At 38.9% G+C, this 25,269-nt stretch carries 22 protein-coding genes; 12 read left to right on the top strand and 10 right to left on the bottom strand.

Going from position 1 to position 25,269, the window contains the following annotated elements:
* Position 1 precedes the first annotated feature (1 nt).
* From secG to AAFN64_RS02785, 4 genes are all read left to right on the top strand, one after another.
* On the top strand, positions 2–394 hold the full coding sequence (secG, locus tag AAFN64_RS02800; protein WP_347759213.1) for a preprotein translocase subunit SecG: 393 nt from the start codon (positions 2–4) through the stop codon (positions 392–394).
* A gap of 140 nt (positions 395–534) precedes the next feature.
* Positions 535–810: a co-chaperone GroES gene (locus tag AAFN64_RS02795; RefSeq protein ID WP_300486444.1), complete on the top strand. Its 276-nt coding sequence runs from the start codon at positions 535–537 to the stop codon at positions 808–810.
* 43 nt (positions 811–853) lie between these two features.
* On the top strand, positions 854–2,485 hold the full coding sequence (groL, locus tag AAFN64_RS02790; protein WP_347759212.1) for a chaperonin GroEL: 1,632 nt from the start codon (positions 854–856) through the stop codon (positions 2,483–2,485).
* A gap of 91 nt (positions 2,486–2,576) precedes the next feature.
* Positions 2,577–4,967: a hypothetical protein gene (locus tag AAFN64_RS02785; protein WP_347759211.1), complete on the top strand. Its 2,391-nt coding sequence runs from the start codon at positions 2,577–2,579 to the stop codon at positions 4,965–4,967.
* Between the two features lie 39 nt (positions 4,968–5,006).
* Here the strand turns inward: AAFN64_RS02785 and AAFN64_RS02780 are convergent, their stop codons facing one another.
* The 10 genes from AAFN64_RS02780 to xrtF form a co-directional block, all read right to left on the bottom strand.
* Positions 5,007–6,317, bottom strand: a complete 1,311-nt coding sequence (locus tag AAFN64_RS02780; RefSeq protein ID WP_347759210.1) for a hypothetical protein — start codon at positions 6,315–6,317, stop codon at positions 5,007–5,009.
* Positions 6,318–6,611: 294 nt separating this feature from the next.
* Positions 6,612–7,157, bottom strand: coding sequence for a helix-turn-helix transcriptional regulator (locus AAFN64_RS02775; protein ID WP_347759209.1), 546 nt, complete (start codon positions 7,155–7,157; stop codon positions 6,612–6,614).
* Positions 7,154–7,495 carry a type II toxin-antitoxin system HigB family toxin gene (locus AAFN64_RS02770; protein WP_347759208.1) on the bottom strand — a complete coding sequence of 114 codons (342 nt, stop codon included), beginning with the start codon at positions 7,493–7,495 and terminating at the stop codon, positions 7,154–7,156. Before AAFN64_RS02770 ends, AAFN64_RS02775 begins: the two co-directional genes overlap by 4 nt.
* Before the next feature lie 212 nt (positions 7,496–7,707).
* On the bottom strand, positions 7,708–8,046 hold the full coding sequence (locus tag AAFN64_RS02765) for a cation transporter (RefSeq protein ID WP_300486435.1): 339 nt from the start codon (positions 8,044–8,046) through the stop codon (positions 7,708–7,710).
* 15 nt (positions 8,047–8,061) lie between these two features.
* Positions 8,062–10,305, bottom strand: a complete 2,244-nt coding sequence (locus tag AAFN64_RS02760) for a TonB-dependent receptor (protein WP_300486433.1) — start codon at positions 10,303–10,305, stop codon at positions 8,062–8,064.
* A gap of 66 nt (positions 10,306–10,371) precedes the next feature.
* Positions 10,372–10,794, bottom strand: coding sequence for a hypothetical protein (locus AAFN64_RS02755; RefSeq protein ID WP_300486431.1), 423 nt, complete (start codon positions 10,792–10,794; stop codon positions 10,372–10,374).
* Between the two features lie 44 nt (positions 10,795–10,838).
* The gene (locus AAFN64_RS02750; RefSeq protein ID WP_347759207.1) at positions 10,839–12,197 is read right to left on the bottom strand and encodes an MBL fold metallo-hydrolase; all 1,359 of its coding nucleotides are present in this window, start codon (positions 12,195–12,197) and stop codon (positions 10,839–10,841) included.
* 3 nt (positions 12,198–12,200) lie between these two features.
* Complete coding sequence (locus AAFN64_RS02745) at positions 12,201–13,058, bottom strand: ATP cone domain-containing protein (RefSeq protein WP_300486427.1); 858 nt, start codon at positions 13,056–13,058, stop codon at positions 12,201–12,203.
* A 42-nt stretch (positions 13,059–13,100) separates the two neighbouring features.
* The gene (locus AAFN64_RS02740; protein WP_347759206.1) at positions 13,101–13,544 is read right to left on the bottom strand and encodes an exosortase F system-associated protein; all 444 of its coding nucleotides are present in this window, start codon (positions 13,542–13,544) and stop codon (positions 13,101–13,103) included.
* On the bottom strand, positions 13,519–14,076 hold the full coding sequence (gene xrtF / locus AAFN64_RS02735; RefSeq protein WP_347759205.1) for an exosortase family protein XrtF: 558 nt from the start codon (positions 14,074–14,076) through the stop codon (positions 13,519–13,521). Before xrtF ends, AAFN64_RS02740 begins: the two co-directional genes overlap by 26 nt.
* A gap of 70 nt (positions 14,077–14,146) precedes the next feature.
* Between xrtF and AAFN64_RS02730 the strand changes: the two genes are divergently transcribed.
* The 8 genes from AAFN64_RS02730 (at position 14,147) to AAFN64_RS02695 (ending at position 25,264) form a co-directional block, all read left to right on the top strand.
* Positions 14,147–14,602: a GAF domain-containing protein gene (locus AAFN64_RS02730; RefSeq protein ID WP_347759204.1), complete on the top strand. Its 456-nt coding sequence runs from the start codon at positions 14,147–14,149 to the stop codon at positions 14,600–14,602.
* A gap of 107 nt (positions 14,603–14,709) precedes the next feature.
* Entirely contained in the window at positions 14,710–14,979 is a 270-nt protein-coding gene (gene rpsO, locus AAFN64_RS02725) for a 30S ribosomal protein S15 (protein WP_300486419.1), read from the top strand.
* Between the two features lie 154 nt (positions 14,980–15,133).
* A complete protein-coding gene (locus AAFN64_RS02720) occupies positions 15,134–17,293 on the top strand; it encodes a polyribonucleotide nucleotidyltransferase (RefSeq protein WP_300486418.1) in 2,160 nt (719 codons plus the stop codon).
* A gap of 174 nt (positions 17,294–17,467) precedes the next feature.
* Complete coding sequence (locus AAFN64_RS02715) at positions 17,468–18,217, top strand: hypothetical protein (RefSeq protein ID WP_347759203.1); 750 nt, start codon at positions 17,468–17,470, stop codon at positions 18,215–18,217.
* Positions 18,217–20,994, top strand: a complete 2,778-nt coding sequence (locus AAFN64_RS02710; protein ID WP_347759202.1) for a TonB-dependent receptor — start codon at positions 18,217–18,219, stop codon at positions 20,992–20,994. Before AAFN64_RS02715 ends, AAFN64_RS02710 begins: the two co-directional genes overlap by 1 nt.
* Positions 20,995–21,009: 15 nt before the next feature.
* Complete coding sequence (locus AAFN64_RS02705) at positions 21,010–22,206, top strand: DUF4249 domain-containing protein (protein WP_300486413.1); 1,197 nt, start codon at positions 21,010–21,012, stop codon at positions 22,204–22,206.
* Complete coding sequence (locus AAFN64_RS02700; RefSeq protein WP_347759201.1) at positions 22,203–23,921, top strand: hypothetical protein; 1,719 nt, start codon at positions 22,203–22,205, stop codon at positions 23,919–23,921. Before AAFN64_RS02705 ends, AAFN64_RS02700 begins: the two co-directional genes overlap by 4 nt.
* Positions 23,922–24,070: 149 nt before the next feature.
* The gene (locus AAFN64_RS02695; RefSeq protein WP_347759200.1) at positions 24,071–25,264 is read left to right on the top strand and encodes a DUF4249 domain-containing protein; all 1,194 of its coding nucleotides are present in this window, start codon (positions 24,071–24,073) and stop codon (positions 25,262–25,264) included.
* Positions 25,265–25,269 lie beyond the last annotated feature (5 nt).

Below are 25,269 nucleotides of genomic sequence, written 5' to 3'. Positions count from 1 at the left end.
TATGTTTTCAGTTTTTTTAGTACTAATAACAATCGTTTGTTTTTTACTTATTGTGGTTATCATGGTTCAAAACCCTAAAGGTGGAGGATTATCATCAAGCCTTGGTGGTTCTCAAATGATGGGTGGTGTTCAGAAAACAAATGATTTCCTTGACAAAAGTACCTGGACATTGGCTACAGCCTTAATCGTATTGATTTTATTATCCAGCTTAAGCTTTACAGGAAGTATGGGTGACAATGGTTCTAAATTAATTGACAATAGTACACCAGCTCCAGCAGCAGCTCCGGCAAAACCTGCAGCTGATAAAGCAGCGGCTCCGGCAGCAGCAACAGAAACTCCAGCAGCGACTGACGCAGCAGCTCCGGCAGCTCCAACAGAAGAAGCTAAAAAATAAGATATAGCAATCGCTAGAAAAATGCCAGCCTGTCAGTGCTGGCATTTTTTTTTACAAAAAACTGTCAGTTTTAGCAATTGGCATACTTTCTGAAAAGTAAATTGCATCTAAATAATAATAACATAAAATAACATAGCATTATGGCATTAAACATCAAACCCCTTTCAGATCGCGTTATCGTGGAACCTGCAGCTGCTGAAACGCAAACTGCTTCCGGTATTATCATCCCTGATACAGCTAAGGAAAAACCTCAGAAAGGTATTGTGGTAGCTGTAGGAAACGGTAAAAAAGACGAACCGCTAACTGTTAAGGTTGGTGACACTGTTTTATACGGAAAATATGCTGGAACCGATTTAAAATTCGACGGTAAAGATTACCTGATCATGAGAGAAGATGATATCTTGGCGATCATCTAATAGGTACCCAAAACGAAATAATAAATTAAAATAAAGACATAAAATGGCAAAAGATATAAAATTTGATATTGAAGCACGTGATGGTTTAAAACGCGGTGTGGACGCATTGGCAAACGCAGTAAAAGTAACCTTAGGTCCTAAAGGGCGTAATGTAATCATCAGCAAATCATTTGGTGGACCAACTGTAACAAAAGATGGGGTTTCTGTGGCGAAAGAAGTGGAATTAAAAGACACTTTGGAAAACATGGGAGCGCAAATGGTAAAAGAAGTGGCTTCAAAAACAAACGATTTAGCCGGTGACGGTACAACTACTGCAACGGTTTTAGCACAGGCTATCGTTAAAGAAGGTCTTAAAAACGTAGCGGCTGGTGCCAATCCAATGGATTTAAAAAGAGGTATCGACAAAGCGGTAGAAGCTATTGTGGCCGATCTTCAGAAACAAGCACAGGAAGTAGGTAGCTCAACAGATAAAATCAAACAGGTTGCCTCTATTTCTGCCAACAACGACGATGTAATTGGTGATTTAATCGCTACTGCTTTCGGAAAAGTTGGAAAAGAAGGTGTTATTACCGTTGAAGAAGCAAAAGGTACCGACACTTACGTGGATGTAGTAGAAGGAATGCAGTTCGACAGAGGGTATTTATCGCCTTACTTTGTGACCAATCCGGAGAAAATGGAAGTGGAATTAGAAAGACCTTATATCCTTTTATACGACAAAAAAGTATCGTCTTTAAAAGAGTTATTACCAATTCTGGAGCCAGTGGCACAATCGGGTAAACCATTGTTGATCATTGCTGAAGACGTAGACGGTGAAGCACTTTCTACTTTGGTGGTAAACAAACTAAGAGGAGCTTTAAAAATCGCTGCGGTTAAAGCACCGGGATTTGGCGACAGAAGAAAAGCAATGTTGGAAGATATTGCCATCCTGACAGGCGGAACCGTTATCGCTGAAGAAAGCGGATACAACCTTGAAAACGCAACGTTGGATATGTTGGGAACGTGTGAAAAAGTAACCATCGACAAAGACAATACAACTATTGTTAACGGTGCCGGTGAAGCGGATATGATTAAAAACCGTGTGAACCAGATTAAGGCTCAGATGGAAACAACTACATCCGACTATGACAAAGAAAAATTACAGGAGCGTCTTGCGAAACTGGCAGGTGGTGTAGCGGTATTATATGTTGGTGCTGCTTCTGAAGTGGAAATGAAAGAGAAAAAAGACCGTGTGGATGATGCTTTACATGCAACTCGCGCTGCAGTTGAAGAAGGAATTGTTGCCGGTGGTGGTGTTGCTTTATTACGTGCTAAAATGGTTTTAGCTAATATTAAAGCCGATAATGCCGACGAAGCAACCGGAGTTCAGATTGTTTCCCGTGCTGTTGAAGCGCCGTTACGTACTATTGTTGAAAACGCTGGATTGGAAGGTTCGGTTGTTGTAGCCAAAGTAGCCGAAGGTAAAGACAGTTTCGGATACAACGCTAAAACAGACGAATACGTAGACATGCTAAAAGCCGGAATTATCGATCCGAAAAAAGTAACCCGTGTAGCTCTTGAAAATGCTGCTTCGGTATCGGGTATGATCCTGACTACAGAGTGTGCCTTAATTGAAATTAAAGAGGAAAACGCTGCTGGCGCAATGCCAATGGGTGGCGGAATGCCGGGAATGATGTAAAATTCCTTAAAAATAGATCTTAAAAAACCGTCACAAATTGTGACGGTTTTTTTTGTATATTTATTTTCACAAAAATGAGAAAAAACCTACTATGACTAAATCATTACCTTACTTTATGATTTTTCTTGTCATGATGACATACTATGGCAGTCAGGCGCAAACGACAACGGGTACCGAACGCGAAAAAGAGATTACAACAAGCTACAGTAATTATTTTAAATCCGATCGGGAAAAAATTCACTTGCATCTCAACAAAACGGTATATCTGAATGAGGAAAGCATTTGGTTTAAAGGCTATTTTATCGAAGAGAAAAGCAAAATACCATCCACCAAAACAACCAATATCTATATAGATTTACTAGACGAACAAGGCCTAAAAATACAATCAGAATTGTACTATCTCAGCTATGGAACCTTCGAAGGCTATATCCGACCAGATAAAAAAATTAAATCCGGAAAGTATTATATCAGGGTGTATACCAACTTTATGAATAATTTTCAGGAAGATGAATCCACGGTATACCCCATTACGATCTTAAATCCCGTTGATGCAACTACTGTCAACACAAATACCGTTGCGAACCTGAAGGCACTTACAGTACAATTCTTCCCTGAAGGCGGCGTCTTTTTAGAAAACAACTCAAACACGATTGCTATTAAAATAACCGATTGTAACGGAAATCCCATTGCCGTTAAAAACGGTTCTGTCATAAATGCCAAAGGAATAGTAGTAACCAGTTTTTCGACTAATGAAAAAGGTATCGGCCGATTTGACTTACTTCAAAATTATAACGCGCCTTACAAAGCGGTTTTTACCATCGGAAACAACACACAAACTTTTGCATTACCGACTTTTAAAACCTCGAATTTCACATTTAGTATCAATAATTACACATCGTCCGACAGAGCTTTCTTAACACTCAAAACCTCAAGTCCGTCCAATTCCGATATACCGCTTTCGCTTATAATCCAACAGGACGAAAAAGTGTCTCTGATTGAAAAATTGACGCTTAAAAAAGGTACAACGGAAGATACATTCACCATCGATAACCAACATTTTTACAACGGAATCAATACTTTGGTACTGATTGATGCCAACAATAAAAAGTTAGCCGAGCGTCTTATTTTTAAACCGTATGATCTGGTCAAAAAAGCAACAATATCCCTATCGGAAACCCGAAATGACACGCTCTATTTTAAAGGCAAGTCCACTATTCCTTTTGGCAGTCTAAGCATATCTGTGTTACCCGAAAAAACAGCCGCTATCGGAAATGCACGATCCTTATACGACAACTTTGTATTTTCAACCTATCTGGACAACCCTATGATAGCCAATACGTCCTATTATCTTTCCGATTTTTCAAAAGGAAAGCACTATGAACTGGATACGTATCTGATCACACAAAAACCAAAGTACGATTTTGAAACGATTTCAAAGTCTCCCATTCCGACCGAAACCTATAAATCTGAAGTTGGAGTTACCATTAAAGGAACAATCAATAAAAAAATCACTAATAAAGGTGACTACTACGTACAAATGGGTTCTTTTTATAATAGTGTCCGAAAAAAATCGGATATCAACGATAAAAACGAATTTATTTTTAACAATGCTATCTTGTACGATTCGGCTTCCGTATCCTTAACCTTATATAACAAAAATGGGATGACCGAAAATCTCCCTATGTCAATTCAGGTTCTCGACGGACAAAGCCCATTTTTAAAGCCGCTTCCAAAACCAGATTTTCAATGTCATATCGATGCTGTTACAGAAACCAAAACACTTGCAATACCTCAAATCCAAAATAAAAAAGCAATTCAGCTGGATAATGTGACTATTAAGAAAAAAGCAAAAACACCACCTCCTTTAAAAAATATAGGCCGGTATAACAATTCCATGGCCAGAGGCTACAAAATCAGTAGTGGTGATTTTGCTTCGTATCGCGAAATCCTTTCATTTATCGGCGCCAACGGCTTTGATGTGATCTATCAAAACGGTTCTGTTTATATTAACAATCGAATTACCCGATCCCTGAGAGGTAATCCTTCCCCTGCCATTTTTGTAGATGATGTACCTTTACAACCGGATTTAACAATGCTTATTGGAATGTCATTGGATATGGTCGACGAAATCTATATCAGTAAAAGTGGCTATGGAATGGGCATGGAAGGTGGAAGCGGTTTTATCCGTATTTATACCAAACGCTATATGGGAACAGACAAAGCGGCATCAAAAGCCCAATCCTACGTTGTAAAAAGAGCCGCTCAGGATCCGAAAGATTTTAAAAATCCGTATTATCAGGATTATGATGAAGGATTTATCAACTACGGAACGATTAACTGGATTCCGGATGTCCGAACGGATCAAAATGGAGATTTCCTTTTTTCTATTCCGAATTACAACCAGAAAAGCATTAAAGTAAAGATTGAAGGTATTGGTTCTGACGGAGAGCTTATTTCCGAAGAAAAAACTATCCAGTTATAAAATAAAAACCGAAGTTAGCACTTCGGTTTTTTTATAGTCTTAATTAAAGAACACCTGATATTGCGCAATGATCGCACCTTTTCGATCCAGGTAATCACCGTTTGTATGGTAAACCGGGCGACTTTGATAAGCAACGGTAAATTTGGACGTATGTCCGGACAATAACCAGTTGACCCCTACATCGTAAAACTGCATCGCGCGATTGAGTCGTTCATAATTCGCATGTTGTAATGAAGCATACGGCATTAAAGTCGTTTTTCCGATCAAATTATCTTTTAGCTTGTATCCGATTTGACCATAAAAAATGGTTCCGGTGCCATACATTGGAAAACCATTACCGCTTCCGTTTAAAATAGTCGGGTCTTTGGTACCATTTGCAGGATTCATCACCGCGGCATTACGGGTGTAGTTTTTACCAAAATCGTAATGTGTGATACTACCATAAGCACTAATCGCTTCCCCTCTACTGCCTATCGGAGCATCGTAATATACGTCTGCGGCCAAATGCACCATATTTTCACGAATCGTATCATTGGTTGTTCCCAGTCGCCAGATAGCGTCTTTTTGATAGATAAATCCGGCGCCGACATTCAACACTTTTTTCTTTCCTAAATAGGTTCCGGTCATATAAGGCGTCTGATTGGACTCCTGGTCTTTAAACTGATACTGGAAATAACCGTTCCATTGCATATTGGGCGGTTCGGAAGAAAAAGTGGCATTGGTCGTAACGGTTGGGTTATAGTTAGCCGATTTTTGAATGTTCATCGGTTTGGCCATTGCAATACGGTAATCCAATTTCCCGAGTTTTCCTTTGGCAAATACCGATAGCTTTCGCAAAAACTGATCAGTTACATCATTGGTACTTTGTTGGTACAAGGGTGCATCTACGCCAAGAATCGTTCCGGCCGAAGGCGATGCAAAACGCGCCAGTCCACTCCAACCCGATAATCCCATACCCAAAGACAGCTTTTCTTTGTCTATCGCATAGTCCCCCATCGCATCGTGTACAAAAAAGCCCACTTTCCGATCGGACATATTGTTAAAGTTGTTTTCGCCGAATTGAGTATAAATAAAGACACGATCCGTTAACTGACCGTACATTTGTACTCTATAGCGGCGGATTCCGATATCGGTACCGTTATCCTGCGCTACTCCATTGATTGTCGATCCGGGATTAAAATCCTGATGACGTAACCAGGCCTGAGTAAGGAATGTAAATTTTACATAATTGGAACCGTCTTCGTTCAGGTTGAGTTTCCTGTCTTTAAAAAAGTCCTGAGCCTGCAAATGTTGTGGCATACAAAACCCTAGCAGCAGCAATCCTGTCGCTAAAATGTTAGTTGTTTTCATAAATGTAGTAAAGTGAGTTTTCAGGCGATAGGCAGTCGGTTTCGAAAATCCCTCTCCATAACATTGCTCCTCTAAAATTGGATTTTTATCACTCCCGACCTATTGTCACAAATATACCTTTTTCGAGTCAAAATGCCATGGAAAACGCAGTCGGAATGGCTACATTCCCGGTATTTTTATGTTTTTTATAACAAAATCCCGATTCTTTCGAATCGGGATTTTAATTTTTCATTCCTGCAGTAGGATAACGGTATCTCGTTTAGATTATAGAAGAAGTACCTGTTTTATTTTATTCTAGCTGCATAATTTGATCTGAGGTTTACCCAGTTCCGCCATTGCCGATTGTATCCGAATCGTATCTTCTTTTGATAGAAAAACAGGAATCAATTCTTTTATATCGATCCGCAACAATTGATTTATCAGTACCAAATCTTTTAAGGTAAACGGTTTTATTCCGTTCATTAATTCCGACATATGTGTTTTGCTTTTATGCCCTAATAGATGTCCCAGATCTTGTTGCGTCAGATTCCGGATTTTTAATTCTTTTCGGATTTGTTGTTTTCTTTTTTCCATAAAAATCCGTTCCTGTTCCGCTACGTTTTCCCAAAAGACACTTTCTGCCAGTTTTTCATCCGTTAATTGTCCTATATCCGACCACTCTTTGCGTTCGTATGCTTCAATTAAATTTCTTAGTTTTTTTCTAAGGTTTTTAAAATATAGGTTATCTTTTGCCAGTAGTCGGAGTTTTCGGTCGGCAATTAACGCGCGTTCCAATTCCAGTTCATCAGTGATTTCCCCTTTCTTGATAAATTCTTCTATTGTAAAATCGGTATTTATCATTCGATATAATTTTTAGCACGCAACCATTTCTCAATAGTGGCTTTATTGTTTTTAAAAGTCCTTTCATATTCCTGATGTGATCCGGCCCAAACAATGGTCGCCTCTCCTTCATCATCCAGTTCTATCAGAATTAGTGTTCTATGGATATGAATATTAAAAAAATAAAAACCTTCACTATGTACACAATCTGCATCTTTTCTACTATTCGTTATAGTCGCAACTTTAAAATCGAATGCTTCTAAATCTGTTAGTAATTGATCAATTGCATTACCCAGTTTTTTATTTCCGATATTCTTCCATTTTAATTTTAAAATTATTTTCCGTCCTATTATCCTCATTTCAAAAGTACAAAAAGTTCTGAAAATATCCGAACTTTAAAAATCATTTAACACTCCGTCCATCTTAAAAACAAAACACAATATATTCATTTTCAACAGCTCATCGCCACGCAATTCCCTTCTTGTCCTTTACAATGATGATTTAGTCACAGTATCGTTATTTCGATTCATTCATAAAAAAATCCCGACTCTTTCGAATCGGGATTTTAATTTTATCGTTCATATTGGCAACAGCTGTGTAACTTGCCATAATCATCGGCGCTGGCTTTTACCTCACCGGCATCATGTCCGGCTTTGGCTATCGATTCCTGAATCTGTAACGGCGTCGCCTTTTCTTCGTTCATGATCACATGTAACGATTGACTATCGGCCGTCCATATCGCCGATTTAACACCCGGAACCGCATAAGCTGCTTTTTCGATACGCTTTTTACACATCTCGCAATTCCCTTTTACAGCAATATCGTGTTTTCCATTTTTGTTTTTCTTTTCCTGTGCCTGTGCCGCAAATCCTACTAACGACAGTAAAAGCACTACTATTATTTTTTTCATGGTTTCTAATTTTAGTTATTTAATTTTAAATCGCAATCCGGCATAATACATCTGTCCGAATACCGGTGCATAGATAATCGAACTATCAAATGACGGACCAAATGGGTTTTCCGCTCCTAAAATAGCTTTTTTCTGTTTATAATTTCCAATGTTTTCACCTCCTACATATACTTCGAACGTACTGGAAAAGGTTCGGGTAATCTGGGCATTCATTACCGAAAATGACGGTGAATAATCCGGCAAACGGTCGCGTAATAATGCGTTGTCGGCTGTATTGGGTAAACGTTGTTCTCCCATCCAGTTATAGGTAAAGTCAAATTTCCATTGTTGTCCTTTTTCTTTGATATGTGTTTCGTAGGCCAGATTCGCGAAAACACGATGTTTGGCTTGCAATGGACGCTCTTTGGCTCCGCTTAAATAATCCGTCTGGATGTCATAATATTTATAGGCCGTACGCAGGTTCAGGTGCTTGAAAAATTCGTAGTTAAACTCCAATTGCAAGCTGTTCGCATACGACTTCCCGTCTAAATTATAAAACAATACCTGTTGCGGACTCGCATATAAATCGACTACCGCCTGATTTTCGAAATCGGTACGATAAAAGTCGACGCTTACCTCAGCTGTTTTCCCAAAAAGACTAAAGCCCTGCATAAAGCTCACCCCATAATTCCAGGCGATTTCCGGATCCAATCCGTAAATTTTTCCACCTGTATTCAGAATGTTAAACGCTCTTGAAGTAGCAAACAGTTGTTGGTTTTCGGCAAAGATATTCGCACTTCTTTTTCCTCTTCCCGCCGACGCTCTGAAAACCGCTTTTTCCCACGGATTGTATCGCAGGTGCAAACGCGGTGTAAAGAAAGCCCCTAATCGGTTGTGAACATCATAACGCGCTCCGGCAACCAAACTAAAGTTATCCGTATTGTCGTAGGTATATTCAAAAAAAGCTCCGATAGAGTTATCACGACGACTCACATCCATGCCTGATCCTACAAATACGTATTCGTTATAATCATCGGAAGTAAAATTTAATCCGGTCGAAAATTTATTCAGTGTATTGCTGATAATCGAGTTAAAAATCAGATTGGAATAAAAGCTGTTTTGCTGAATATTATACTGATTAAACCCAAAATAAGACTCCTGTTTGTGGTAATTAAAAGAGTTCTGGAATCCGATACTCTGGTACGGCATATCCGGAAATACATATCCGATTTTTGTGGAAAGGTCTACTTTATCGGTATTGATTTCGGAACCCCAATAGTTGTTGGTAAATTTATCCCGATCCGGATCAAAATCTACTTGTCCGGTTTGTTTTTCATCACGCATATAGCGAAGATTGATAAAGCTTACCCAGCCTTTTTCGGCATCACTATATTGCCAACGATTGAGCACGTTGATTTGTTTTCCCAAAGGATTGTCCAGAAAACCATCGTTATTCATATCGTTTTTAGCGACACGCGCATTTCCATGCAGGAAAAGACTACTACTCCATTTGTCGGATATTTTTTTATTAAAATGGGTATTTAACTCATAACGACTGTCGGTCGATCCATAGGCATTCAGAAAAAACGGAATATCATTCGCAGGTTTGATCAATTCGGTATTGATCTGACCGGAGATACTCTCATAGCCATTTACCACGCTTCCGGCTCCTTTGGTCACCTGAATACTTTCGACCCAGGTTCCCGGTGTAAAAGACAAACCATACGCTTGTGATGCACCGCGTACAGAAGGAATATTTTCTTCGGCAATCAGAATATACGGACTGGTTAATCCCAGCATTTTGATCTGCTTACTTCCGGAAATCGCATCCGAAAAGTTCACATCAATCGACGGATTGGTTTCAAAACTTTCGGAAAGGTTACAACAAGCCGCCTTAAGCAATTCTTTACTGCTCATCGTAACGACATTAGCCGTTTTAACATACGATTTCTGCAGACTGTTTCGCTTGGTTTGTACAACAACCTCGCCCAGTGTTTTTGAGGGTTTAATATTTATTTTAACCGCTTTCGGTTCGTGAATTTCAAGTGTTTGTGTTTCATAACCCACATAACTGATCACCAATAGATGGTTGTCTTTGGAATACGGAAGACTAAAAGCACCGTTTTCGTCGGTGGTTACTCCAATTGTGGTATCCTTCCAGGTAACGGAAGCTCCAATTACAGGCAGATTGTGTTCATCGGTAATCGTACCTGTTACATTTTCTTGCGCTGTTACAAAATTGACAAACAGCAGCAGAAAAAACATAAAGTTCTTGTGCATAATTTAATTTTTAATGTTTGAATGTAAGGTATGCGCAACGTGCGCAGGATTTCAAAGCATTAAAAATCAGGCGTAAAAAATATACTGGCAGTAGAGTTTAAAGAGTGGTGGCGCGTTACTATCGCAGTAAAAAGACGGAATATCGCTTTTTACCACTACTTCCTCCACTTCGCTATCGACAACCGGTTTCCAGTTATCGGCAATGGTAAAAGCACCCAAGTCAAGCTGGAAGCTTTTTACAATAATATTATCGGTAGTACTTTTCTTTAAGTCGACTTTACTATTGGAACAACAGCTGTCTTTTTTTTCGGTGGCGGCACAACAGGAACTGTCCGAATCGGATGTTTCCATACACGGCATTTCCGATTTGTAGGCCAATGAAACCGAGGCGATTTCACCACCGCAATAATGCACATTAAAAGCGAGTCCGACATTGGAGACCAATATCAGCATTGCTATAAGTATACTAATGTGCTTTTTAATTTTCATTGCCACAAAAATAGTACTTTTTTTGTAGTACTGTGTTAATGACTTTATAATTCGATACTTTGTTCCAGTTCCGGAATGATACATTCATAACCGTATTTCGCTTCGATGGTCGCTTTTAATTCGGTAAAACTGTCGGCTTCGCCATGTACCAGAAATATGTTTTTCGGTTTATTTTCCAGTTCCGACAGCCAGTTTACCAAATCGTCCTGATCGCCATGTGCCGATAAGCCTTCAATCTCGACAACCTTTGCTTCCACCGGATAATAACGTCCGTAAATTTTTATTTCCTTTTCGCCTTCCAGTAATTTTCGACCACGGGTTCCTTCGGCCTGATAACCTACGATAACAACGGTCGTTTCCGGTCGGACGATATAGCGTTCCAGATAACTTAAAACACGTCCTCCGGTGATCATTCCGCTGGCGGCTATTACTACCTTCGGACGATCGTCGTAGATCGCTTCGATTGTTTCTTCATAATTGGTGATCATCGTAAACATTTCGCACATTCCGGTACATTCCTCCCATTTCAGTTTGTGCCATTTTTCATTGTCGGTAAAAATATCCAGCACTTTAATTCCCATTGGTGTATCAATAATATACGGCATATCGGGTATTCGCCCTTCTTTTTTAAGCTGCCAGATCAGATACATGATACTTTGTGCCCTTTCGACCGCAAAACTCGGAATCACCACATTACCACCATTTTCGTAGGTTTCGTTAATACAGGCTTCCAATTCGGCTTTCGGATCGTTGTCCGGATGCTTTTTGTTTCCGTAGGTACTTTCCAGAAAAATATAATCGGCTTCTTTCGGATGTACCGGCGGATACAACAATACATCATTGTCGCGTCCGATATCGCCTGAAAACACGAGTTTTTTTCCATCAATCTCCAATGTAATGGAACAAGCACCCAGAATATGACCCGCATAAAAATAGGTCGCCGTTATGCCCGCTTCCAATTCAAAAGGCGTATCGATGGCGATGACTTTAAAATGCGGTAGTACTTTATCGGCTTGTTCGACCGTGTAGAGCGGCTCGGCCGGGTCGTGCTTTGAATAGTGTTCTTTATTGGCTTTTTCGGCTTCCTCTTCCTGAATCTTGGCACTATCCTGCAAAATCAGATTACTGATCGACTTGGTAGGCCCGGTACAGAATATTTTTCCATCAAATCCTTCGTTAACCAATCGTGGTAACCATCCGCAATGATCCAAATGACCGTGCGTGAGCAATACATAATCGATGGTTGAAGGTAATACGGATAGTGGATTCCAGTTAAAACTCCGCAATAATTTTCCACCCTGAAACAAACCGCAATCAACCAAAATGCGAGTACCATTATCACTTTCGATAAGTGTTTTGGAACCGGTTACCGTACCAGCGGCACCTAAAAACTGAACTTTCATACGCTAATCATTAAAAATTTTACTTTGATTTCCGATGTGTTCGCATAATGCCGAAGCTTCCCGGATTATGTTTTTAATGCGGTTCGGATGTACATTTATATCTTCCAGCAACTGACTGTTATCCGATATATCGGATGCCAGCAAAGCTCCGGTGATCAATAATTTTTCCTTTTCGCTTTGCGTCAGGGTTGTCAGACAGGTAATCGGGAAAAGGCCACTTTCCTCTATTTTAAATTTGAGACTTTCTTTTTCGGGATAATCCCAGCTAACCATCTTTAAATCGGAACACCGTCCAAATTGCAGGGCTTCGGTTGTAAATCGGTTATTGGTAATCACCCAACATCGGGTAATGGTATCACTCTGACTAAAAATAGAATGGGTCTTACTTTTCAAATCGTTAAACCGGGACAAAATATACATCGGCACTTTTACATCCGATTTAATATCATTCCGGCTATGAAATTTACATTCGACCATTCCGATCCGTTGGTCTTTTTTAATCAGCACATCCACCTCATGTGTCACACATTTCCCGTTTAAAACCAGATTGGTTTTGGCAGCATATCCTTCATTTTGGAACAATAATGCCACATATTTTTCAAAGAAAAAACCGGCCGGCCCTAACGCCTGAACCGCCGCTTTAAGATTATAACGGGCCGCGTGTACTTTTGATGTCTTTTTTAATAGCTGAAAAGCCTGGCGGTTTATTTTCCGGGTAGGCATCCCATCGTAAAGCTGATTGACAATTATATTGAGAATCTCTTCTATTTTTTCCGGACTGGCTCCGGACATTTGTAGGGAACGTTTCAGTTTTTCACTGTCGAATTTCACGATATCGCCCGACTGTTTAACAACTTTCATCCTTTAAATAGATTTTTCATTTCTTTAAAGGTACAAAAAATATTACGATTTTTTCTTTTGATAGTAAAATGCTGGCAGGAATAATAACAGGAACAACGGCTGAATCAAGAACCGACGAATGTAAAACAATGTCATATAATCCGGTTTCTCCGAACTTCTTAGCATTATGATAAAAACCATTAATAGTACTATATAAAAGAAGACATACAATATCCCGGAAAGTTGGAGCAGTGATTTTTCTCTAAAAACAATATAAATAATAAATAAGGATATCCCGGTATTGAGCCAATACCGCAATGACAGACTAACTACCAATCGCCCGGTTTCGTAAGTTGGTAAAACCGTATTCTGAAAAGTCCCTCTAAAAAACTCCAGAAACGGATCGTAGAAAAGTTCGTTTTCAAAAGCCCGGATAACGGCCAACAATACAACCGCTAACAGAATCCCTAAAATAGTTTGCTTATTTTTCCACACGTTTTGTAGCATATCCGGAGAATTTCTGAACCCAAAGTACCCATAATAAAAAAACAACACCGTAGATAAACAACGGAAAAACCACTCCGTGCAGTAAATGCTCCTGCTCCGGATAACGATCTATAGCTATCGTTAATAAAACAATCCTTAAAACATTAAGGATATGAATCAGAGCAATTCCGATAACAATATATAGGAAGGTTTTTTTCCAACCCGATGAAAAAGCAAAGATAAAAGCCGCGAACAAAATCATAATACTCACCGCATTACATCCTTCGATGATTCGCACTATCGGTTTGTCGCGCAACAGGACTACTACCGATGCATCCTTAGTACTCGGCGCGGTTGTTACCGGTTCTCCAAGAAAGCCTATTGTTTTTTCGACCTGAAAAGCCACCGAAGTCGTAACGCCATCGGTTTGAAACTTCTCGGCATCATACTGACCGAGGTACAACTTATACACCACTGTAAGTACAATATAGAGCAACAGAAATTTCATCAGAAAGATAAAAAATGGCTTATACTGGAGGAATAGATTTTTCAAACCGCTTTATTTTTAACAAAAATATAAAAATTAAAATGCTCCAAATAAATACTTTTGCAAAAAGAATGTTATGAAATTTCAAGAATTAGAACCAAAAGTAAAGGCAATTGTAGCCGATGCCAATGATAGCAGAGATGAAAAATTGAAAAACATCTGTCAGCTTTTACAGGATCATATTGAATATTACAACTGGGTTGGTTTTTATTTCCGCAACGGCGATAAGGAAGAACTGGTATTAGGCCCTTATGTTGGCGCTGCAACCGATCATACTGTAATTCCGTTTGGAAAAGGTATTTGCGGACAAGTGGCGGTTTCCAATCAGAACTTTGTGGTTCCGGATGTAAAAGCACAGGACAATTATATCGCCTGTAGTCTTACGGTAAAATCGGAAATCGTGGTACCGCTTTTTGTAAATGGTGTCAATATTGGTCAGATCGATATCGACTCGCATGTACTGGATCCGTTCACAGCGGAAGACGAGCGTTTTTTGGAATTTGTAAATCAGGAAGTTGCACAACTTTTTTAACATTGTTTCCTGTTTTTATTTGTTAGTTCCAAAAATAAAGCTACCTTTGCACACGAAATAGGACATGTCCTAATTCACTACATAATAATCATTTAAATAATATTAGCATGTATTTAACTAAAGAAGTTAAAGCGGACATTTTCGCAAAGCACGGTGGAAATGCAGTTAACACAGGTTCTGCAGAAGGACAGATTGCGTTATTCACATTCAGAATTAACCACTTAACCGGACACTTAAAAATTAATCGTCACGATTATAACACAGAGCGTTCGCTAGTGAAATTGGTAGGTAAAAGAAGAAGTCTTCTTGACTACTTAAAGAAAAAAGATATCAACAGATATCGTGAGATTATCAAAGAATTAAACATCAGAAAATAATCACTGAAAAGAGGCGCCTGCGCGCCTCTTTTTGTTTTGTATATTTTGACAGAAAAAAGTTTGGTTTTTCATTGGGTATTAGACAACTACACAACAACAACGACAACAACACAACTAAAACCCATTTGTCTAATTAAGAATTAAAATTAATTTTATGGTTCCTAAGGTTACCCAAGAAATTATCGATTTAGGTGATGGAAGAACAATCACTATCGAAACAGGAAAACTAGCCAAACAAGCAGACGGTTCTGTCGTGGTTCGTATGGGCGATGCAATGTTATTAGCTACTGCTGTATCTGCCCGTACTGCCAGTCCAGTAGATTTCCTACCATTAACAGTAGATTATCGCGAAAAATTTGCCGCAGCCGGACGTTTTCCGGGTGGTTTCTTTAAGCGTGAAGCACGTCCAAGTGATAGCGAAGTTTTAACCATGCGTCTTGTTGACCGTGTTTTACGCCCGTTATTCCCGGACGATTACCATGCTGAAACGCAGGTAATGATCCAATTAATGTCGCACGACGAAAATGTGATGCCCGATTCATTAGCCGGTTTGGCTGCTTCTGCTGCATTAGCTGTTTCCGACATTCCATTTTCAACGTATATCTCTGAAGTACGTGTGGGTCGTATCGACGGAAAATTCGTGATCAACCCTAGCAAACAGGATTTAGAAAAATCGGACATCGACATGATGATCGGAGCTTCTTTGGATTCCGTTGCCATGGTAGAAGGAGAAATGAAAGAAATCTCCGAAAAAGAAATGGTGGAAGCAATCAAATTTGCACACGAAGCCATTAAAGCGCAAATCAATGCACAGATCAGACTACGTGCTGCTTTAGGTCTTACCGAAGTACGTACGTATGAGCAGGAGAAAAATGATGAGGCTATTTATGCAAAAGTAAAAGAAGCTGCCTACGACAAATGCTATGCAATCGCACAGGAAGGAACTTCAAAACAAGAAAGAGGTGAAAAATTCGCCCTTGTTAAAGAAGAAGTAATCGCTCTGTTTACAGAAGAAGAATTAGCAGAAAACGGAGATTTGGTTTCCAAATACTTTTCTAAAACACAAAAAGAAGCCGTTCGTAATGTAATTTTAGATTTAGGATTACGTCTTGACGGAAGAAAAACTACTGAAATCCGCGCTATCTGGAGCGAAGTAAACTACCTTCCTTCTACACACGGATCGGCTGTATTTACCAGAGGTGAAACACAAGCATTAGCTACCGTTACTCTTGGAACTTCAAGAGAAGCGAATATTATTGATTTACCTTCTGAACAAGGAGAAGAAAGATTCTATCTTCACTATAATTTCCCACCATTCTCAACCGGTGAAGCAAAACCTTTACGAGGAACTTCCCGTCGAGAAGTAGGTCACGGAAACTTAGCACAACGTGCTTTAAAAAATATGATTCCTGCTGATTGTCCTTACACTATCCGTGTAGTATCAGAAGTATTGGAATCGAACGGTTCCTCTTCGATGGCTACGGTTTGTGCCGGAACACTAGCTTTGATGGATGCCGGTATTCAAATCAGCAAGCCGGTTTCGGGTATTGCAATGGGACTTATCTCAGACGATAAAACAGGCCGTTGGGCTGTATTATCTGATATCCTTGGTGATGAAGATCACTTAGGAGATATGGACTTTAAAGTTACCGGAACTGCCGATGGTATCACGGCTTGTCAGATGGACATCAAAATCGAAGGATTGGCGTACGACATCATGGAAAAAGCCCTTGAACAGGCTCGTGACGGACGTTTGCATATTTTAGGTAAAATTACCGAAACTATTGCACAGCCAAACCCTACCGTTAAACCGAAAGCTCCGAAAATTATTAAAATTGAAATCCCTAAAGATTTCATCGGTGCCGTTATCGGACCAGGTGGTAAAAACATCCAGGCTTTACAAGCTGAAACCGAAACTACTATCGTTATCAACGAAGAAGGTAATTTGGGTATCATCGAAATCCTTGGAACCAATGCTGCCGGAATGGAAAAAGCGATCAGCTCGATCCAAAATACTATTTTCTCTCCTGTAGAAGGCGAAACCTACACTGTAAAAGTGGTTAAAGTTCTTGAATTCGGAGCAGTAGTAGAATTTGTACCGGGTAAAGAAACCTTACTTCACGTTTCGGAATTAGACTGGAAACGCGTTGAAAACGTAGCCGATGTAATTAAAATCGGAGATGTATTTGACGTGAAGTACATGGGTATCGATCCGAAAACCAAAAAAGCAAAAGTTTCTAAAAAAGCTTTATTGCCAAGACCTCCAAGAGAAAACAAACCGGAGGAGAAAAAAGACACACCGCAACAAGGTTAATTTTTTATAAAATTAATTCATAAAAAGCCCTGATCCTTTATTGAATCGGGGCTTTTACTTTTATTTCCCTTTTGTGAGAAAAAATGTTAAAGTTTTCAAAATAATTTTTTGATTCGATATTATTCCTACTTTTGGCAGTCTGCTATATTATCAATCAAAACTTTTATTTTATAAATGATCCTCAAAAACCCACCCAAACAATTATGCATTATAATAATTTACACCCTATTTTTTGGTTTTTATAAAACTCAGGCACAGTCCGAAGAACGGTATATTACAAAAATGCATGACAGTCTTGTTGGCAAACAAGGCTTAGCCATTAATAATGGTTACTATCACACCAATCCCTATCCTCTTTTAAACGGGAAGCATCGCTATTATTTATCAGACACGCCGCTTAAGGCGACTGTATTGTATGAAAATCAATATTATTATGACATAGAGATAAAATACGACCTATATCAGGATAATTTGGTTTACAAACCATCAATCGAGTCCGGAAATATCGGGATCGAGCTTATTCCGCAAAATGTAGATGCGTTTACAATCAACAACAAAAAGTTTGTCAATCTTGGAAAAAAGGTTTCCCCAATGATCACTTTTATAAAAGGTTATTATGAAGAAAATCTAAAAGGCAACAACTTTAATTTCTATATCAAACATCATAAAGACAGACGGGAACTCGTTAATGGTACCCGTACATACAATGAGTTTGAAGACAATAATGAGTATTATATCTATCGTAATGACACCTATCACAAAATAGCTTCCAAAAGCGATCTTATCGCCTTATTTCCGGACCTGAAAAAGAAAATTAACGATTTGTACAGTCAAAACAAATCACAGGAAAAGGAAAACAAATACCTATTCTATGACGATCTAATCCACAAAATCAATTCCCTACTCGAAACTAACCATCCGTAATGAAGAAAATTTTACTTGCTCTGTTCATCCTCGTGTACAGTCAGGCTGCCTTTTCTCAGGAAAAACAAAAATTATCCCTGGAACTGAACAATTCTGATGTCCCGACAGCCTTGAACAAAATAGAAGCTGCCTCTGGCTATAAATTCTATTTCGACAACTCCTGGCTGGAGATTTATAAAAACATTCGTATCACCAAAAATTTTAATCAGGCATCACTAGATGAAATCCTGACTGAAGTTTTTAGTAATACTGACCTTAACTTTTTTGTCGATAAGAATAATGTAATTCTTACCAACAATAGTATTATTTATTCCAAGCTGGCCGACAATTATTTTGGCGAAACCACTACGCGTAAAAGTGACGAAGTGGTGATTCAGGGTGATCCTGTATTTTACCAACAATATGACGACGCTACCAGTGGCGATTCTAAAAACAATTCCGTTTCATTAATCGGAAAAGAAGCGAAAGTAAGCGGACGAAAAACGTTTGAGCTTTCCGGCTATATCAAAAACACCAAAAACGGAGAGCCAATTGCCAATGTGATCATAAAAACCCCAAACAACGAAGCTACAGCGATGACCGATGATACCGGACACTATAGTATACAACTTCCGTCGGGTTTAAATGTGGTGGAAGTAGAATCCTTTACCCATAAAAAAGTGACGCGTAAAATTATGATGTACAACAATGGTACACTTAACTTAAACATCACCGAAAATGTTACCCTATTGGAAGAGGTTAACGTACGTGGTAAAAAACGAGAAGGCGCCAAAGCCGCAATCGCCGGTGTAACTTCAATCGACATAAAAGATCTTAAAAACGTTCCAACCGTATTGGGAGAACGCGATATTCTAAAAATTGCCACCACTATTCCGGGTATTAAATCGGCTGGTGAAGGTTCTTCAGGTGTGAACGTTCGTGGTGGTAAAGAGGATCAAAACCTTTTCCTGTTGGATAATGCCACGCTATACAATCCGGCGCATTTCTTCGGTTTATTCTCGGCTATTAATCCGTACACCATCGACAAAGCCGATATCTATAAAGGTAGTATCCCGGCTGAATTCGGAGGAAGATTATCATCTGTTTTCGATATTTCTACAAAAAAAGGAAATACAACCAAATTCTCCGGAGAAGGTGGTATTGGACCTGTGACCAGTAATTTAATGGTGACCACTCCGATTGTAAAAGAAAAATCAAGTTTATTGGTTGGTGGTCGTGCTACCTATTCCGATTGGATTTTAAAATCGCTTAACGAGCCATCCTTAAAAAACAGTCAGGCGAATTTCTTTGATATTATTACAAAATACAATCATAAAATTAACGACAATAACGATATTGAGGCGACTTTCTATTACAGCCGTGATGCTTTTAGTATCACTTCGGATTCGATTTACAAATACAGTAACAGACTGGCAACTTTGAAATGGAATCACAATTTTAATGAAAAACACAAAGGTTCCTTAATTCTGACTAATTCGGAATATAAATTCAATATTGATTTTGATAAAGCCGAAAGCCAGAGAGCGTTTAACTATGGTTATAAAATTGACGAAACACAAGCACAGTTGAAGTTTAACTATGACTATAATAAAAAGCATACTTTCAATTATGGTATCTCCAGTAAACTATACGGTGTAAATCCTGGTTTCATGGATCCTATCGGCGAAAATTCGAAATTGGTTCCTATCGCACTTGACAAACAACAAGGACTGGAATCGGCTCTTTATATCGCCGACAACTTTAAATTCAATGACAAGCTATCCTTTAATATCGGATTGCGTTATTCTGTATTTGCAGCTTTGGGTGCGTCCAACCAACGTATTTACGAAGAAGGATTACCAAAAAGCAATGAAACCGTTGCCGAAATCCAAACGTTTGGCAACAATGAAGTCGTAAAAACCTACGGTGGATTTGAACCAAGATTAGCTATTAAATATGCTTTTACCGACGATTTTTCGATCAAAGCCGGTTATGATAAAACGTATCAGTACATGCACCTTTTATCAAGCAACACGACACAGGCGCCAACCGATGTATGGAAATTATCCGATATCAATGTAAAACCGCAGGATGCGCAACAGATCTCTTTGGGTGCCTACAAGACATTTAAAGACGAAATGTATGAAGTGAGTTTAGAAGGTTACTACAAACGTATGAACAACATACTGGATTATAAAGTAGGTGCCGAAATCATGCTAAACAAAAACATCGAAACCGAATTATTACAAGGTGAAGGAAAAGCCTATGGTATCGAATTATTGCTAAAGAAAACTACCGGAAAACTTAACGGATGGGTTGGATATACCTATTCCAGAACTTTGATCAAACTGGACAGTCCATTTGATGAGGAAAAAGTAAACAACGGCGCTTTCTTTGCTGCAAATTTTGACAAACCACATGATTTTAGTGCCGTATTAAATTATAAATTTACAAAACGCTACAGTTTATCCATGAATTTCATTTATCAAACCGGTAGACCTATTACCTATCCTGTAGGAAAGTACCAGTTTGGAAATGCAGAATATACGCTGTATAGTGATCGAAATGAATTCCGAATTCCAGACTATTACCGTATGGATATCGGTCTAAATATTGAAGGCAACCATAAAATTAAAAAACTGGCACACAGTTTCTGGAATATCTCGGTTTATAACGTTCTGGGACGTAACAACCCGTATTCCGTATACTTTGTAACAGAAAACGGACAGGTTAAAGGATATAAAACTTCTATCTTCTCGATCCCTGTTCCAACTATTACTTATAATTTCAGATTTTAACGAGACGAATACGTTATGAAAAAAATATTTTTAACCAGACTAACATTGCTATTTCTTATCTGTATCGGTTTGACCAACTGTACCGATCCGTATAAAATGGAAACCAATACCTTTGAAGATGCCTTAGTCGTGGAAGCAACTATTACAAACATCCTTCAAAAACAAACCATAAAAGTTTCCAGAACCTACCGTTTTGAAGATTTCGGCCCTACTTTTGAAGAAAATGCCAATGTTTTTGTAACTGACAGTGATGGCGTTGAATATCCTTTTGTACAAAGCAACAACGTGTATACATCGGTTAATGAATTTCAGGCCGTACCGGGTAAGCAATACCAACTAACGGTAATCACAAGCGATGGTAAAAAATACACGTCAACCAAGGAGATTCTACCAACAGACAGTCCATTAGAAGAGGTAACTGCCAACGTAGCAACCATCGATAACGTTACCGGTGTTGAAATCCGCGCAAAAAGCTACAATCCTAGCGGTAGTTCTCAATATTATCGTTTCGAATATGAAGAAACCTATAAAATTGTAGCTCCGAAATGGATTACCGCAAAAGCTTTCTTTTCCGGGCCAAATCCAAATCAGCCCATATTAACTATGTTACCGCGTACGGAAGAAGCCAGAACCTGTTACAGCACGGATAAATCGTTGGAGATTTTACAGCTAAACACTAACGAAACCGCAGAAGACCGTGTCGATTTCCCGGTACGTTTTATCAGTAACCAGAATTATATCATGAGTCATCGTTATAGTATTCTGGTACGTCAATATGTACAAAATGCACATGCCTATAATTATTACAAAGCCTTAAAAAAACTAGCGGGTTCCGGAGGGAATATACTGTCTCCTAATCAACCGGGTTTCCTTATCGGAAATATAAAATCGGTAAACAATTCCAATGAAAAAGTAATCGGGTTCTTTGATGTTTCACCGGTTTCATCCAAACGAATTTTCTTTAATTATGCCGATCTGTTTCCAGGTAAACCGTTACCTCCTTATAAAGTAAACTGTACCGAACGGGTATTGGAGTATTGTTTTTCGCCTATGAATCCATTCTGTGGTGGTCCTACGATAGTTGGTTATATCAATAACAATACGATGGTTATCTATAAATTTGAGGATGCCCCTACCTATACGCTAACACCAGCACCATGTGGTGATTGCACTACATTTTCGTCTAACGTAATACCTTCATTCTGGGAATGAGAAAAAATATTTTACCTCTGATTTTAATAGGAGCAAGCTGCTTCTTTAGTCATAACAGTATCGCACAAGGCAGTTCTAAAAAAAGTAACCTCACGGTTGCGGCTTTGGAGCGCATTTATGTGCATTCCAATACAACGATGCTTTTAACAGGTGAATCCTGCTATTATAGTCTATATTGCCTTAATGCCGGCAATAATACAAGCAGCACTATCAGTAAAATAGCGTACATCGAAGTAATCGATGCCGATAAAAAAAGTGTCTTAAAACAAAAAATACATTTGGACAATGGTGTAGCGCAAGGCGATTTCTTTATCCCTACTACATTAAAAACAGGAAACTATAAGCTTATTGCCTATACCAACTGGATGCTTAACAATAACGGAGCTGCATTTTTCCAGCAAGATATGGTGGTTGTCAATCCATTCCTGGTAGGAAAAAATCCGATTACCAAAGAAAGTCTGACACTTAAAAATACCAATGACAAAGTTTCCAGCAATTTCATCGCACTAAACAGTGATAAAAAAAGCTATGGAAATCGCGAAAAGGTCAATCTTACTATTAATCCTCTAACCAAAGGCAGCAAAGGTGTTTATTCGCTTTCTGTTCGAAAAGTAGATGCACTTACAAACCCATCCGTATTAACACCGCAATCTTTTATTTCGAATGCGAATAACATACCTATGGCTGGCAGCGGTACGTTACATATTCCGGAATTAAGAGGCGAATTGCTTACCGGTAAAATCACTTCAAAAAGCAATCAAGAGGTTCATAATAAAAATATTGCACTATCGCTACCCGGAAAATCGTCTGAAACGAAGCTGGCCATTACCGATAAAGACGGAAAATTCTTTTTCGCTCTCGACCGTTATCCGAACACCAATAACGCTGTTATACAGGTGGTCGATTCCGAACATGACGACTACATACTTCAATTAACCGATATGCAAAATGTCGATTTGTCGCAGTTGCGTTTCCCGGAAGCTTTTACGCTGAACCCAGCCTATAAAGCCGCTATCGAAGAACGCTCTACAGCCAATCAGATTGAAAATGCCTATTATTCGAAAAAAAGAGATAGTCTCGAAATAGCGCCGCGTACGCAACCTTTTTATCATCCGTTGCAAAAAGATTATTTTCTGGACGATTACACCCGTTTTTCTTCTTTTAAAGAAACGGTAACCGAAGTAGTACCGGAACTGTTCTTCCGCGAAAATAGCGGTAAGTATTCCCTACACCTACGAAATACCGCTACTAACGATGGTTCTATTGATAATCCTTTGATTCTGGTTGATGGATTGTTGATTCAGAATAGTGATGAATTATTTCAGTACAACACCAATAATATTCATAAAATATCCATCGTCAATAAGGCGTACATCTATGGGCCAATTATGTATAGTGGTATTGTAAATATCATTACTAAAAATTTCGACTATCAGACAAAAGCTTCGGGTGATTTTATTAAAAAAACAGAAATCAACAGACCGCAGAAAAAGAAAACCTATTACAGTCCGAAATACGACGGAACACATAATCTGGAGCGAATCCCGGATTACCGCTACCAATTGGCCTGGTTCCCGAATCTGAACGTTGGTCAGGAACCGATGACAATTTCTTTTTTCAGTTCTGATATAAAAGGTGTTTTTGAGATTATCCTGGAAGGTTTTACCGAAAAAGGAGAACCAGTTTATACCAAAGATTATATCGAAATACCATAATCTCTCATACAATTTTAATTTTACAGGTAAGCCGGCTCTATAATCCGGCTTACTTTATCTATAGCGTAAATCAAGAATTGATATTCCGTTTTCGGAATGTCAGGGCTCCTCTATTCCCTATATTCACCATTTAATGACACCCATACGTTATGAAAACAAAATTTGTAACCCAATTCGTATTCCTGCTACTGATCGGTTTTGGTCTGACCAATTGTACCGATCCGTATAAAATGAAAACGGACACTTTTGAAGATGCCGTGGTCATTGAAGCCACCATCACCAATATTCTTGAAAAACAAACCGTAAAAGTGTTCCGAACCTATCGCTTTGAAGATTTCGGACCGGTATTTGAAGAAAATGCCGATGTGACGATAACCGACAGCGACGGAAATGAATATCCTTTTGCAGAAAGTAACCGTACCTATACTTCAGTTAATGCTTTTCAGGCCGTTCCCGGAAAACAGTACCAACTAACGGTAATTACCAGCGACGGTAAAAAATATGTCTCCACTAAAGAGATTTTGCCGCCAGACAATCCGTTAGAAGACGTAACCGCCAATGTAACAACCATTGACAATATAAGAGGCGTGGAAATTCGGGCAAAAAGTCCAGATCCGAATAACGCGTCGCAATTTTACCGTTATGAATATGAAGAGAGTTATAAAGTGATCGCGCCAAGATGGATTCATCTTAGAGGTGTTGTTTCCGGCCCAAGTCTGTATGACCTTAAGGTAACGATGGTTCCACGCACTGAAGAAGCCCGAATTTGTTACAGTATCGATAAATCAACCGAAATCTTATTATTAGATAAAGGTAAAACTATAGAAAACAGTGTCGATTTCCCGGTGCGTTTTATCAGTAACCAGAATTATATTATGAGTCACCGTTATACTATTCTGGTGCGCCAATATGTACAAAACCTACATGCGTACAATTATTACAAAAACTTAAAAAAAATATCCGATGGCGGCAGTATCCTTTCACCGAATCAACCCGGATACCTTCGCGGAAATATTACATCGGTAAATAATCCTAATGAAAAAGTCATCGGTTTCTTCGATGTGTCGACCGTTTCATCCAAACGAATTTACTTTAATTATGCCGATCTTTTTCCGGGAGAACCATTACCGCCTTATAAAGTAGATTGTCGTATCATACCTATTTTATATTGTTATGGTGGTGGTTTATGTAACGCACCTGCTCTCAATTCATATCTAAACAACAATCTGATGGCTATTTATAATTATGCACAAGCTCCTGACGCTTATGATATAACCCCTATAGAGTGTGGCGATTGTACCTCTTTCTCCTCTAATATAATACCGCCTTTCTGGATAGAATAGGAATA

This window comes from Flavobacterium sp. CAU 1735 (assembly GCF_039888695.1).
Classification (GTDB): Bacteria; Bacteroidota; Bacteroidia; order Flavobacteriales; family Flavobacteriaceae; genus Flavobacterium.
This window is presented reverse-complemented; position numbering and strand designations above follow the sequence as displayed.